Annotated in this window: 9 protein-coding genes; 2 read left to right on the top strand and 7 right to left on the bottom strand. The window is 61.4% G+C overall.

The window, feature by feature from the left end:
• Positions 1-9: 9 nt before the first annotated feature.
• Both FNU76_RS18975 and FNU76_RS18970 read left to right on the top strand, forming a co-directional pair.
• Complete coding sequence (locus FNU76_RS18975) at positions 10-5,850, top strand: calcium-binding protein (RefSeq protein ID WP_263405631.1); 5,841 nt, start codon at positions 10-12, stop codon at positions 5,848-5,850.
• A 222-nt stretch (positions 5,851-6,072) separates the two neighbouring features.
• Positions 6,073-8,082 carry a methyl-accepting chemotaxis protein gene (locus tag FNU76_RS18970; RefSeq protein ID WP_144279650.1) on the top strand — a complete coding sequence of 670 codons (2,010 nt, stop codon included), beginning with the start codon at positions 6,073-6,075 and terminating at the stop codon, positions 8,080-8,082.
• 91 nt (positions 8,083-8,173) lie between these two features.
• Here FNU76_RS18970 and FNU76_RS18965 read toward each other — a convergent pair whose 3' ends face one another.
• The 7 genes from FNU76_RS18965 to FNU76_RS18935 all read right to left on the bottom strand — a co-directional run bounded on the left by FNU76_RS18965 (position 8,174) and on the right by FNU76_RS18935 (position 14,038).
• A complete protein-coding gene (locus FNU76_RS18965; RefSeq protein ID WP_144279649.1) occupies positions 8,174-8,671 on the bottom strand; it encodes a hypothetical protein in 498 nt (165 codons plus the stop codon).
• Positions 8,661-9,182, bottom strand: coding sequence for a lysozyme (locus FNU76_RS18960; RefSeq protein WP_144279648.1), 522 nt, complete (start codon positions 9,180-9,182; stop codon positions 8,661-8,663). Before FNU76_RS18960 ends, FNU76_RS18965 begins: the two co-directional genes overlap by 11 nt.
• The gene (locus tag FNU76_RS18955) at positions 9,179-9,427 is read right to left on the bottom strand and encodes a hypothetical protein (protein ID WP_144279647.1); all 249 of its coding nucleotides are present in this window, start codon (positions 9,425-9,427) and stop codon (positions 9,179-9,181) included. Before FNU76_RS18955 ends, FNU76_RS18960 begins: the two co-directional genes overlap by 4 nt.
• Before the next feature lie 69 nt (positions 9,428-9,496).
• Positions 9,497-10,540, bottom strand: coding sequence for a phage late control D family protein (locus FNU76_RS18950; protein ID WP_144279646.1), 1,044 nt, complete (start codon positions 10,538-10,540; stop codon positions 9,497-9,499).
• A gap of 2 nt (positions 10,541-10,542) precedes the next feature.
• A complete protein-coding gene (locus FNU76_RS18945) occupies positions 10,543-10,749 on the bottom strand; it encodes a tail protein X (RefSeq protein WP_144279645.1) in 207 nt (68 codons plus the stop codon).
• Positions 10,724-11,638: a phage tail protein gene (locus FNU76_RS18940; protein ID WP_223879092.1), complete on the bottom strand. Its 915-nt coding sequence runs from the start codon at positions 11,636-11,638 to the stop codon at positions 10,724-10,726. The genes FNU76_RS18945 and FNU76_RS18940 overlap by 26 nt, the downstream gene beginning before the upstream one ends.
• A 9-nt stretch (positions 11,639-11,647) precedes the next feature.
• On the bottom strand, positions 11,648-14,038 hold the full coding sequence (locus tag FNU76_RS18935; RefSeq protein ID WP_144279644.1) for a phage tail tape measure protein: 2,391 nt from the start codon (positions 14,036-14,038) through the stop codon (positions 11,648-11,650).
• Positions 14,039-14,101 lie beyond the last annotated feature (63 nt).

Below are 14,101 nucleotides of genomic sequence, written 5' to 3'. Positions count from 1 at the left end.
GATTCTGGCGTGACCTACGATTGGTCTCCCGAAACGGGCAATCACGACTTGGTTATTACGGATGTCGCCAGCAAGCAAACCGTCACCATTCATAATTTTAATAGCGGCCAACTCGGTATCACGCTGACCGACGATATCAAAGCGCCCGTTAGAAACGCCGGCACCGTCGGCCGTGCCAACAACGATATGCTGGGCTTCCTGGGCGACTCCGAAGCCCAAGCCAGCGCGCTGCGTTGGTCACCGGCCGCGACCACGGACAATGTGCCAACGTCTGGCACCGTCAATTTCTACGGCAACGGTGGTAACGACTTTATCCTGGCACCCGATGGCAATGGCCTGCTCGATGGTGGCGAGGGCAACGACTATATCTACACCGGTAACGGCGGCAAGCATGTACTCGGCGGCAGCGGCGATGACCATATCCAGGGCAACTGGCTACTGAAACCGCGTGTTTCCAAAGATGCCAATAACCGGATTTCTGAAGCGGAGTGGGCGCGCTATCGGGACTGGACGCTGGCTTATACGCCGAACAGTATTTTCAACGACCGCTTCGAATGGCAACGGTACGGCGAAGCAAGCCATGTGGTGGTGATCCGCTTCGATCAGGGCTGGGGCATTACCGGTACACCCACCCGCAATAGCAATCCGCCCGTGCTCGATATGCGCATGGATTCCTTCAAAGCGCAGAACAGCAGCGGCTTTCTGGCCGATGCCGGCGACGGCAATGACTTTGCAGAAGGCGGCAATGGCGCCGATACCCTAATGGGCGGGACAGGGAGCGATAGCGTGCTGGGCAATCGCGGCGATGACCAACTATCCGGCGACGCAGGTGATGACGTGCTGCGCGCCGACGAGGGCGACGATACGCTCGATGGCGGCGCCGACAAGGATACCCTCATCGGCGGCGCGGGCAACGATGTGATGTTCGGTGGTGCGGGCGATGATTTCCTGTATGGCGGCATTTGCGGCGAAGCGCCTGATGTTGACAACGATATGCTGTTCGGCGGCGACGGCAACGACACGATGAGCGGCGGCCACAGTGGGTCCGACTCGCTCTACGGCGGCGAGGGTGACGACAACGTCTGGGGCGGCGATGGTGCCATCACGGATAGCAATGTCGTCGATGGCGGCGCGGGTAACGATGTGGTGTCCGGCGGTTCAGGCAGCAATCAAGTCTATGGCGGCGATGGCAACGATCTGGTCTTTGCCGCGACGACCAATGCCGACCGCGCCCAAGTAGGCGACAGTTACGTCGATGGTGGCAGTGGCGATGACGCGGTGCAGGGCTCCTACGGTAACGATACCCTGGTCGGCGGTGAAGGCATGGATGATATGTGGGGTGATGAGGGAGCCGACCTCTTGAATGGCCAGGAAGGCGATGACGGCCTTCATGGCGGTGTCGGCAGGGACACGCTGGATGGTGGCGAAGGTAAGGATCAGCTGGACGGTGACGACGGTGACGACGAATTGAGCGGCCAGACTGGCGACGATGTCCTGAATGGTGGCAAAGGCAACGACAAGCTGGATGGCGGGTCCGGCAAGGATGGCCTCTACGGCGGTGAAGGCAATGACACGATCACGGCCGATAGCGGCGACTACGTTGACGGCGGCGAAGGCGATGACATCCTGATCAGCGCCGACGATGGCAATACCCTGCTGGGCGGGGCGGGTAACGACCAACTCACCGGTAGCAGCAATAGCGTCCTGGATGGTGGTGAAGGCAACGATGTGCTGGCCGGTGGCGACCACGATAGGCTGGTAGGCGGAGGTGGTAACGACACACTCGCCGCCTACGCCGATAGTGTGACGCTTCAGGGAGGCGGCGGCGATGACCGCTATGAGATGGCGGATGCCATTGCGGGCGCCCTCAGCCGTTCCGTGGTCAACGACAACAGCGGCGCCAACCAGCTTGTCTTGGGCGCCACCCTGGCGAACCTGCGTATCGGACGTCAGGACAAAGACTTGGTGTTCACGGCAGGCGGCAACGGCTTCATCCTCCAAGGGGGAATGAAGAAGGGCAATTTCCGCATCGCTGCGCTTTCTGCCGATCCCACCATGTCGGCAAATCGCGTGGGCGCTGCCGACTCAACACAAGCTGTTGAAGCCGACCCCGCCCCCATCGAATTGGACCTGTCGTTTAAAGAGGTGATGGACGCGGCCTTTACCGGTGCGATCAATCTCGAATTCGGCGACCGCGAGCAGGCGGAGGACTTCATTGGTGGCCGGGCCGACGACAATGTGACCGGCTCGCTCTACGCGGACAAGCTAGACGGTAACAGCGGCAACGATACTCTCAGCGGTCGGGCTGGTAACGACATCCTGATCGGCGACCAGGGCAACGACAGCTTGTACGGCGAAGTAGGCAACGACCAATTGGAAGGCGGGCTGGGCAATGACGGCTACCACTACCTGCGCGGTGACGGTCATGACCAGATCGTCGATGCGGGCGGTGACGATACGCTCAACCTATATGAGATCGCCCGATCCCAGATTACCGTCAGCGCCAACGGTCGCGACCTGACCCTGCGCCTGAACGACCAAGATGATGTGCTAATCAAGGGCGGCCTGGATGGCGCGATTGACCACTTTGCGTTCGGCGGCGATGTCGTCTCACTAGGCTACCTGCTGTCACGACTGCGCACCGGCCCGCTGAACCTGACCGGTACCGCCGCAGCCGAAAGTCTGGATGGCAGCCTGGGCAACGACACGCTGAATGGCCTGGCCGGCAATGATAGCTTGGCCGGTTACGACGGTACGGACACCTATCGCTTCGCCCTGGGCGATGGTCGCGACACCATCAATGACCAGGGCGCCATCGGCGAAAGCAACACCCTGCTGTTCGCCGCCAATATCGTGCGGGCTGATATGCGCCTGAAGCAGGCCGGCAACGATTTGCTGGTGAGTTTCATCAACAACACCGACGCCCTCACCATCCAGAACTACTTCGGGGTAAGGGGCACCATCAGCGAGATGCGCTTTGCAGATGGCCAAGTCTGGAACCGTGCAGCCATTCAGCAAAAGCTACTGGCCGATTCCGCCACGGCGGGTAATGACACCCTGATCGGTGGCGCCAGTGACGATGTACTCAACGGCCTGGCCGGCGACGATGATCTACGTGGCGAGGATGGCAACGACACGCTGATCGGCGGTGCAGGCAATGACCTACTCAGCGGGGGAGCGGGCAACAACGCCTATCAATTCGATGTGGGTTTTGGTCAAGACACCATCGCGGGGACGTGGACGCAGGCACAGGATCGCATCCAGTTTGGTGCCGGCCTGTTGGCAAGCCAGCTGACCCTGACCCGCCTCGCCGAAACGGGCGACCTGGTCATCGGTTTCAAGGACCGTCCCGATACCGTCACAGTGCAATGGTTCTTTGCCGCCAGCAGCTACAACAATCTGGTGATGGCAAGCTTTGCCGATGGCAGCAGCCTGACGTCGCGCAATCTGCACGACGCCTATTTCGCCAATCTTGCCACCGAGCAGCAGGACTTCATCACCGGGACCACCCTGGATGATGTGCTGCTGGGCAAGGGGGGCAATGACTATATCAATGGTGGGCAGGGTGCCGACCTGCTGCGCGGTGATGCCGACGACGACTCGCTCGATGGCCAGGAAGGCAACGATACGGTCATCGGCGGCGCCGGTCATGACAACCTCAGCGGCGGGGACGGGAGTGATCTGTTTATCCTGGACGGCGGCGGCGTGGATACCCTCCGAGACTTCAAGGGCAGCGATACCCTCCAGCTCTGGCAAGGCGTCGGCCAGGACGATTTGATTTTCCGGCGCGGCTATTTCCGCTACCAGTTGGACATTGGCCATAAGGGCTCGGATGACTTGGCCCACCTGAGCGACTACTGGTATTACGAGAGCCCCAGTGTCGTCAAAGGTGGCCTGATCCGGCGAGGGGACGGCACCGAGATTTCGCCCGAGACGATTTATACCCTGGCGCTACGCAATGGTACTAACAACGACGTGATGACCAACTTCGACCACAGCGACCGCTTGTTACAGGGGCTGGCCGGCAATGACACGATCCAAGGTGGTTATGGCAACGACACCCTGGAAGGCGGTAGCGGCAATGACGTGCTTGAAGGCTATGGTGGCGAAGATACCTATCTGTTCGGTCGGGGCGATGGGCAGGACATCATCAACAACACTGACGCCAGCTATTTCGGCGGCGGTCCCACCAACACGCTTTTGCGTGGCATCGTCAAACTGCGCGACCTGAGGGCCGCCGATATCCGCATTCGGATCGACGATCCCAACAATGCCAAGAACCTCTTGCTGGAAGTCATCGGCAGCAACGACACGCTCAAGGTTGGTAGCTACTTCAAGTTTATCGACAGCGACCGGGCCGGCTACTACTCCACCATTGCCGGCATTCAGTTTGCCGATGGCGTGGTGTGGGGTAAGGACCAGATCAAGCAAGCGGCCCGTGATTATCAGCTCGGCTACGACCAGCTATTCGAAGGCGATGCCGGCAACAACCTGCTGTGGGGCCAAGCCACGCGCGACCTGCTACGCGGTTTTGGCGGGGATGACCAGCTCGACGGCCTGGGCGGCAACGACCGGCTGGAAGGCGGCGCCGGCAATGACAAGTATGTGTTCCGGGGAAGCTGGGGCGAAGACCTGGTCTACAACGCGGGGGGCGGCACGGATTGGCTGATCTTTACCGACGTGGCGCGCAATCAATTCAGCTTCCGCCGCGAAGGCATGGACCTGATGGTGGGTGTCATTGGCGATGCCAGCCGTAGCGTACGGGTGCTGAATCACTTCAACGGCGGCGAGTCGGCGATTGCCTACGTTCAACCCATGAGTGGCAACGGGATATCGGCCGCCGAGATTGCCCGGCTGATCCCGCCTAATACCCCCACGACCGGCAACGACAACCTCAATGGCACCGCTGCCGCCGAAAGCCTGGCGGGTGGCGCAGGGAACGACACGATCTATGGTCTGGGTGGCAACGACACCTTGTCCGGCGATGATGGCGACGACCGCCTCAATGGTGGCGACGGCGACGACAACCTGCGCGGCGGAAACGGCAACGACCAACTGTTCGGCGAAGCGGGTAATGACCTGCTCGATGGCGGTGGCGGCGACAACACCCTTACAGGTGGACTGGGCCATGACTTCTACATCGTCAGCAACGGCCGCGAAGTGATTGTCGAGAACGCCAACGAGGGCAGCGATACCGTGGTGACTGGCGTCACGCACACCTTGGGCGCCAATCTGGAGAACCTGACGCTCGCCCCCGGTACCGCCGCTATCAACGGCACCGGCAATGCCTTGAACAATGTGCTGACAGGTAACAACGGTGCCAACCGCCTGGACGGTGGCTTGGGCAGCGATACCTATGCCCTAGCCAAGGGCGGCGGCGCCGATGTAATCCGCGATTTCGACACGACCGCGAACAACGTCGATGCCATCCAGTTCAAGGACGTCAAATCGACCGAGATCAGCGCAGTACAGAAGGTAGGCGTCAACTTGGTCCTGAAGTACGGCGCGACCGACCAAGTGACCGTCGAAAACTACTTCGACGCGACCAATGCGCTGGCCTATCGGATCGAGCAGTTCAAGTTCAGCGATAACGTGGTCTGGAACAATACCCAGATCCAAGCCAAGGTGGTCACGGCCAAGCTGCAAGCGGATTTGGCGCAAGGATCGGCGGATATTGTCCTGCCGCGCCCTCCCATGGTTGCACGCCAAAGTATCTCAGTCGATCAGCAGTTGAGCAGCTTGGTCAACGCGATGGCGGCGTTTGCGCCAGGGGATGCAGCCTTGCTGCACCAGTCCATCCCGGCGCATGAGCATTACGCCCCGATGCTGACGGCAAATCGTTTGATGTAGCATTTCCCTGCGTCACTAGTCGGGCCTTGATGGCCCGACTATTCAATGCCGTTTCGCCCTGCGGATTCCCTTCAGAAACGTGGGAGCGTTCACTCGCTGGGCGCGGGAGAAGGATGCGCGGCAGGTGCGAGGTTGTCGATTAGCAGGCAAGGCACGCCTGATCCTGTCTTGAGGACAAGAGCCTATCTATCTATACCTAGCTTGTAGGCAACAAGCGAGGTAATGGCAATGCTGAGATCATTTCTTGACAGGCTGATGATGTGGCAGAAATTTATCATCCTGGCGGTACTCGGAGTCGGCTTGGCGCTCCCGCCAATCTATCTGTATTTCAGCCACGCAAACACGGTTATCGACATCTCTTTGAACGAACAACTCGGCATTGGTCCGGGGAAAACCGCGCTCAATCTATTGCAACAGGTTCAACAGCATCGTGGACTCTCGGCGGCATTTCTTGGCGCTAGCCAACTTGCCGATAAGCGACAAGCGAAGCAGGAGGAAGTCGAGAAAACGCTCGCCCTGCTGGAAACCCAGCTGAAAGACCAATCCGGTGACCTCAAGGAGCAGTTGCAAAAGGTGCGGGCCGATTGGCAAGGATTGAGCGGCGGCGTGGCGACGCGCAGCATTGACGTGCCGCAAAGTTATCAGCAACACACCGCGCTTTGTGTCTACCTGCTCAAGGTCGTCGAACAGATCGCGGATCAATTCGGCCTTTCCTTGGACCCGGACGCCGACACCTATTATTTGATGCGCGCGGTTTATGTAGACCTTCCTACGCTCGCGGAGAACTTGGGCCAGTTGCGCGCAAAGGGAGCAGGCCTGCTTGCCACCAAGCAGATCGATCAGAATGGCAAAGCCGTCGTGTATGGCCTGCTGTCAACGGCCCGCTCAGGCACGGAACGGATGGAGAATACGCTGAAGAAGGCCGTTGCCGCGAACGGTGACCTTCAAGCGAAAATCGGCGCCTTGGTGGTCGAGGGAAGTAAAAATGCCCGAGAGGCCGCTGAACTCGCTCGGAGTAAGGTTGCCGCTGTCGATACGCTTGACTATCCCGCGCCCGACTACATCGCGTTCTTTACCCAGTCCATCGACGTTGAGTTCAAGCTTACGCATGCCGCCATGCAACAACTCGACGATCTGATCGCGGCGAGGATCAGCCATCAGCGCAGTACACGCAATCTACTGTTCGCAGCGATTGTCTCAATGGCAAGCCTTGCCGCCGTCATCGGCTGGCTGGTCGCGGCGAGCATCTTGCGGCCCGTTCGCCAAGCGCTCGCCGCAGCACAAGCCGTGGCTGCCGGTGATCTTACTCATGCCATCGAAACCGGGGGCAAAAGCGAAACGGGCCAGATGCTGAACGCTTTGGCCTTGATGCAGCAATCCTTGCAGAAGACGATCACCAGTACCCGCGACCATGCAAATGAGTTGGCGAATGCCGCTGAAGCACTGGCGACCAGTTCCACGCAGGTATCCCAAGCCTCCAGCCAACAAAGTGAAACGACTGCGGCCATGGCAGCTGTTGTAGAGCAATTGACGGTCAGCATCAGCCAGGTCAGCGACAACACCGACGATGCGGGGCGAGCTTCTGTGAACGCAGGGAAATTGTCGCAGGAAGGCACGCTGGTTATCCAACAGACGGCAACCGATATCCGCGATATTGCGCAGAGCATCCGCTCGACGGCGAAGACGATCAGCGAACTAGGAGAGCAATCCAAGCATATCAGCGGCATCGTTGCCGTGATCCGCGAAGTGGCGGACCAAACCAATCTATTGGCGTTGAATGCAGCCATCGAAGCCGCCCGTGCAGGGGAATATGGCCGTGGCTTCGCCGTTGTGGCCGATGAGGTACGCAAATTGGCCGAGCGCACCAGCGGGGCCACCAAGGAAATTGCGCAAATGATAGAGCAGATCAGATCTCATACCACCGAGTCGGTGGCGGGGATGAATATTACCGTGGAGAAAGTAGGCAGCGTGGTGGCGTCTGCGGAACAGGCGCGCAGTGCGATAGAGCGAATCACGAAGAGCGCAGCGGTCGTCGAGGATGCCGTCGGCGTGATTAACACAGCGTTGAAAGAGCAAACGACGGCAAGCACCCAAATTGCCTCCCGCGTGGAGCAAGTGGCGCAGATGTCAGAAGAAAATACTGCAGCTGCTTCCGCAACTGCCGCCTCGGCACAGGGATTGACCGTGCTGGCGACCGCGATGCGAGAGGAAGTGAAGCACTTCAACGTGTAAGTACGGTCTTGCCCTTTGTTCAGCCGCCTGCGTTTTGCCGACCCTTCGCTTGTACGCCATCCTCGGCGCAATAGCAGGACGGGTAGTCGCGCTAGTGATGCAACTGCTGATGCACCCAAGCCTGTAAATCAGCTAGTTGCCGGGCGTTGTCTTGGCAGGCTTGGTAATTGGTGGTGACGGTTTGGAGTGCGTCATCGCTTGTAAATTCGCCGGCGGCCGCATCAGCGCTGTCGGCGGGCTCGGGAACGATGGACAGTGCTGCGGCGTTGTGGAGGCGCAACCACTCATAATCCAAATGGCACACAGCATGCTGGGGGCTCGCCACATAGCGGATCACCTCCTTTTCGATGTTTCGATAAATGACCCGGTCACGGATTCGGCCGGATTCGTGTTGTTCGGCAACGGCCTGGCTGATCGCGGCTTGTTTGCGCTCGATGCGAATCACGCGAACCAGGGCGGACCGCTCGACGTCCATGTCTTTGGTTTGCTCGGCTCGCTGGCCCTGGATGCGCCCCAGCCCATAAAAGCAGGCGCTCAAACCCAGCACTGCCCCCCAGCGCCAGTACCAGGGCAGTAAACTAAGCAGCATGCCGCCCTCTCCCTTCGCACAGCGCCCGTTCATCAGCACGGCGATTGGCGAGCCCCTTCACGAATACCTTCTTGCCGGTCTTGCGGTCAGTCACATACGACCACACCGGCTCGCCCGCATCGTTGACTTGGATCGCGCGGCAAGCACTAACCCAGTCACCCTGGCGTGCATAGCGGGCGGCAGCGGATTGGCAGGCGCCAGCAGAACCCACGTTGTATGCAAACGCGGTGAAGGCAGCTGCCTGGTTAGGCGTCTTGGGAACGGGCACACAGCGGCTGACAGCGGCGTAGGTCTCGGTCAGCTCTTCGCGTAGCCAGGCCTCGCAGGTGGCATCGGTGTAAGTCGCACCGACTTTGACGCGCGGACCGGTCTGGCCCATACAGGCTGTCGGAATGCCGGCGACGTCGAGATAGGTCCGATTGCGCTTGCCTTCCCACTGGATAAGGAAGGGCGTGGCGAGGGCCAACACGGCGGCAGTGCTGGCGGTGAGGATGCGCAGCCGGGTACTCATGGCTTATCCCCCGAGCCCAGCTGATGGATAAAGGCCAGCACGGCGGTCACCAGCATCACGATGGGTGTTACCCATTTTGCGATTGTGCCCAGCACTTCCAGCACCCGCATGCCGCCACGCACGGTGTCGAGGATCTCGCGCACCTCACTGGTGATGGCGGTGTTTTGCTGCATTTGGTTCGATAGCTCGGCCAGCTTGTGATCGACCTGCTCGCGCCAGCGGTCGGGTGGAGTGGGATTTTGCATAGGTACCTCCAAGGGCATCGGCAATAAAAAACCCCGCACGCGGCGGGGCACACTGTCTGGGGTTGTGGGTTACTGTGGTGGAGCGGGGATAGGCAGATCCGTTTGGCTGGCGTGGCCGACCTGGGCCTTGCCGGCATTGCCGGCGTTTAATTGCACCGTGGTGATCCAGCCGCTATGCGAATAGGCGTGTTCGACGTTTTCGGCCAAATACACGCCATCCACCTGCGGTTTAAAGCCCTTTAGACGCACTTTACGCTCCGCACATATGCGGGCATCGCCGCGCGCCAGGACCAGATGGCCGCTGGCGGTGGCACGATTGAGGGCACCCAGCCGGCTATCCGCCGCGTCGCGGGCAGCATGCGGATTGGCGTAGGTATGGCGGTCGATGTGGATTGCAGTCGCGCCAGGCGGTGCGGATGGGTTGGGCAGGATCAGTGGGACCGGCTGGCCAACCTTCGGGTCGTGCCATTGCGTCCGGACCTTGGCGTGCGCGGGCCGATCCGGGAATACCAGCGAGTAGCTATGGCATTGCGCCGGTGAAATGGTCAGCTCGGCCATACTCCCACCGCTGGCCTGTTGCCCACTATCACGCGGCAGGACCAGCAGCTTGCCGGCCTTCACCGTCGCTGTCGCGTTGTGCAAACGTGCCAGCCGGGTGAGAAAGTGCAGATCGCTTTCGCCCACCTGATCGGCCCGCACAATCTCCGCTTGGACCGCACACACCGGCTGCCAGCCTTGCCGGCCGGCGACATCGCCCACGATGGTGGCTAAGCTGGTGTCTTCCCAGCTGTTACGCCGGTGCGTCTTGCTGTCCTCGCTCACATCGGCCGCCTTGCAGCGGATCAGGATAGCGGCCGGTGGGCCTTTCACTTCGATCTCATCGACGCGATAGCGCCCCAGGCGATTCAAGCCTTCACCCACCCAGCCCAGCGATACCGACAGTACCGCCCCCTTGCGCGGAAAGCGCAGCTTGCCGTCGCGGTCGTCCAATTCGATCTCGCAGCTGTCGGAATCCAGGCCAGGTTTATCGCTTATGCGGATCTCGATCAATCGGTCGCGGATCAGGGCGGTAATGTCATGCTCGTCGGCCAGCACTTGAAAGTCGGGCTTCATGCCTAAGCCCACAACTGGATTGCGTCCTGCCGGCGGGCAGGCAGATCCGGGAACGTGATCAGCAGGCCGGACGGATAAGGCTGAGCCTGGGCGGCCAGGCCGGGGTTAGCAGCCAGGACGGTTTCCACCGTCCCTTCCAGATAGCCGTAGATCAGTTGGCACAGGGTATCGAGGATATCGCCCTCAGCCGTTCGTATAGTCCTCGCCATAGCGCTGGAACTCCAAGGTAAAGGTTTGCTTACGGGGGGCACCATTCGCCAACAGGCCGGCCTGCTCTTCGTCGATCTTGGTCAGATACCAGCGGCCCAGTACTTCACCGAAACCGGTGGTCAGGGTGACCGGCTCCAGGGCATAGCCGATCTTGCGCAGGCGGTTCAGTTGGCCGATGCCCGGCGCGCCCGTACCGAAATCGGCGGCGGTGAAGATGGCACCGGACAAGGTGATGGTTTCGCCGCCCTGGCTGACCGCTTGCAACGCAGGCCGGCGGGTCAGCCGGTCCTGGCTGGCGACGTTGTAGGCGGTCTGGCGTTTCACACTGTCGTGCGCGGCCGTGCGCAAGCCGAAATAGAAGGTATCGCTCGGCGCGCTCAGAATCAGCAGGTGGGATGCCGGGCCGGTGGCGCCGGTGAAGGGCGCGATGACGGTGGCGCGCTGCGTAGTCGGCGACGGTGTAGCGGTCGGTACCGGGCTGGCGGCCAAGGGATGCTGCTGTTGGGCGCGGGTGTTGGCCTGCTTCAAGGCTTGGCCCGCTTCCGCCAACTGTTTGGCGATCTGCTTCGTCACGCTGCCAGCCTGGGTGACCGCAGACGCAATACGGCCGGCTTTGTCTTGAATCGCCACGACGGCATTGCCCAGGGCGCCATAGGCGCGACCCATGGCCGACCGATCCGCGTCGGCAATGGCTTGCCCGGTACCACGTACTTGCGACAAGCCCGAGGTCGCAGCGTGGATATCGGCTACTGCTTGCCCACCGACCGACTGCAGCATCGCCGCACCCTGCCCAGGATCTTGCGCCAGCTTCGCTGCGACCAGGCTGACGCGCCCGGCCGCTGCTGCCGCGCGTGTTGCGGCCTGGCCGATTGCTTGAACGAGTGCCATCGTGATTCCTTAAACGTGTGCAGCATCATGCAAGGCGCCGCGTGCGACCTGGGCACGGTAGTCCTCGAACAGCCGCTTGAGATGGGGCATCAGCTCGGCAGCCAATGCGCGCGGGTCTTTGACGTCGCCTTGGACAGTAATTGCGAGGTTTGGCGCGAAGGTGAGTTGCTGGTTGGTGGTCGGTACCGGTTTGGGCGCCGGTGCAGGCCGCGCCGTGGAGAGGCTGGTAACCGGTGGCTTGCCCTGCTTGGCGCGCAAGGCATTGACCTCGGCCAGCGATATCGGCGCATTGAGTTGGCGCAGTTCCTCGCCGTGCAGCTGCTTGAACATCCCGCCGCCCGCCCAGCCATCGCCGCCGCCGGTAACCTTGCCCACGCCCTTGTTGATTAGCGTGCCAACACCATAACCGGCTGCACCGGCACCCGCGACCATGCCGCCGGAGGTGGCAATCAACCCCGCCGAGCCGCTACCTGCGATAGAACCCAGGGTGGGTGCCATGCTGGCGACGCTGCCCATCGAAGCGAGGGCCAGACCAGGGCGGCCCGCTTTGCCCAGGAGATTCAGGCCACCACCGACGATCCGTTCCCCTACACCGCGTACTGTTTGCCAGGCACGCCCCATTCGACCGACAGGCGGGGTACCAGCTGGCCTGCGGCTATTGGGCAGATCGATGCCGCCACCGCCTAAGCCACCTGCTGGCCAATTGGTGACATACACCGCCTGGGCATTGGCAGCACCGACTGCGCTACCAGCCCGTTCGGCCAGTTGCCCCAGCCGGCCAGGCAGACGACCACGACCAGCCAGCAGCCCACCTCGCGCCAGATCGAAGGCACCGCGGCCAATCTGTGCGCCGGCTTTCATGCCCTTCCAGGCAATCAACGAGGCGCCCAGCACCGCCAAGGCGGCGGTCGCTTGTGGCACAGTGCTCGCAACCTTACCGATGCCTTGGCCAATCCCGCGCAAGGCCCTACCCACCGTATCGGACAGTGGTTGCAGCGCATCACCGACACGGCGCACCGCATCGTCCCAGGCTTGGCCAACTTCGCTCCATAGCTGCTTGGCGCCGGCGCGGCGGTCTGCGAGATCCTTCTCGATATCCTTGCTGGCCGCCTTCGAGTCGCGCTTGAGATTGGCGTAGAGCGCGCTGTTTTGCATGTACGCCGTGAGGGCTGCCTTGACCTGCATATCGGCGAACAGATCGCCGGTTTTCATGGTCTCCGCGAACGCCTGCAGCATGGCCTGCTGCTTGGTGGGGTCTTGCTGTGCGATCTGCTTGGCCGCCTCGGCCAGTTGTTTGGCCTTGGTCGGATCGATGCGCTCGACATAGGCGCGGGCCAGGACAAACGAGGCTTCGACGGTGTTCCAGCCCTTGCCGATGGCCTCGCGCATCTTGGCCTCGTAATCGATGCCGGCGTCCTTGTACTGCTTCTTCGTTTCCTCGGAACCGATCTTGGAAAACCAGTTCTTCAGATTGTTGGCGGCTTGGTCGGCGCTGCCGGCAGTTTTCATTTGCACCTGCAAAAGCGCACCCAAACTGGAAACCGATTCCTGGCCGACGATGCCGACCTTTTGCATCTCCGCCAGCAGCTCGGGGAACCAGCGCGCCATGTCGGCGGATTCGAACGAGCCAGTCTTGCCCAGGTAAGCGATGCTGTTTAGCGCTTTGCGCATGCCTTCCGGGTCGCCGATCTTGGCATTCTGCGCCAGCGCCTGGATCAGCTTGGCGGTGTCGGTGCCCTCCGACGCCTGGCCAACGGAAAACTTGGCCGCATCCGGGGCGAAATCCAACGCTTGCTGCCGCGTCATCCCGCCACCCACCATCACATTCACCGCCTGGGCGACATCGTTGCGGGCCATGCCACTGGAGGCCGAGGCACTGACGATGCCGCGCGACAGATCCTCTTCCTCGGCGGTGCGGGCGATACCGCCCTTGATGGCGATATCGCGAACGATGGCGCGATAGTCGGCACTGACCATGACCGGGGCCGCCATGCCCAGGGCGAACTTGCCCGCATCGGCCATCGCGGATTTACCCGCTTCCATGCCTGCGCCGATTCGCTGTCGGCCGGCGGTCTGTAGTTCCAAGCCGCGTGCCGTACGGCCCAGCCGGCGATAGTGTTGCTCCAGCCGGTCCACCTCGATGCCGGCCTGGCGCAAAGTGGCGATATTGCCGTCCAGCTTGCGCCGCACGCCTTCAGCTGCCGCGCTACCGGTGCGGTGCAGGGTGTTGAACTCTTGCTGCAGCTGGCGGGTTTCGCCGATCACCTTGTGCCACAGCTTGGCATCCTGGGTGCGCCGTTGCAGATCCGCGACCTTGCCCTTGGTCTCCGCGAATGCCTTACCCAACGAGGCGCCGACCGCGCCGCCGATGACCAGGCCGAGCGCGATTTCTCTCGCCATCTTGTCTCCTTGTTTTACGACTCGCCGCTAAGCCACCACATCACCTCGTCGAGCGTGAGGCGA

Origin of the sequence: Chitinimonas arctica (genome assembly GCF_007431345.1) — a bacterium.
Lineage (GTDB): Bacteria > Pseudomonadota > Gammaproteobacteria > Burkholderiales > Chitinimonadaceae > Chitinimonas > Chitinimonas arctica.
This window is presented reverse-complemented; position numbering and strand designations above follow the sequence as displayed.

Coding starts and splice junctions, on each gene's coding strand:
- FNU76_RS18970 (WP_144279650.1), top strand. CDS start 6,073: ATGGCAATGCTGAGATCATTTCTTGACAGGCTGATGATGTGGCAGAAA.
- FNU76_RS18965 (WP_144279649.1), bottom strand. CDS start 8,671: ATGCTGCTTAGTTTACTGCCCTGGTACTGGCGCTGGGGGGCAGTGCTG.
- FNU76_RS18960 (WP_144279648.1), bottom strand. CDS start 9,182: ATGAGTACCCGGCTGCGCATCCTCACCGCCAGCACTGCCGCCGTGTTG.
- FNU76_RS18955 (WP_144279647.1), bottom strand. CDS start 9,427: ATGCAAAATCCCACTCCACCCGACCGCTGGCGCGAGCAGGTCGATCAC.
- FNU76_RS18950 (WP_144279646.1), bottom strand. CDS start 10,540: ATGAAGCCCGACTTTCAAGTGCTGGCCGACGAGCATGACATTACCGCC.
- FNU76_RS18945 (WP_144279645.1), bottom strand. CDS start 10,749: ATGGCGAGGACTATACGAACGGCTGAGGGCGATATCCTCGATACCCTG.
- FNU76_RS18940 (WP_223879092.1), bottom strand. CDS start 11,638: ATGGCACTCGTTCAAGCAATCGGCCAGGCCGCAACACGCGCGGCAGCA.
- FNU76_RS18935 (WP_144279644.1), bottom strand. CDS start 14,038: ATGGCGAGAGAAATCGCGCTCGGCCTGGTCATCGGCGGCGCGGTCGGC.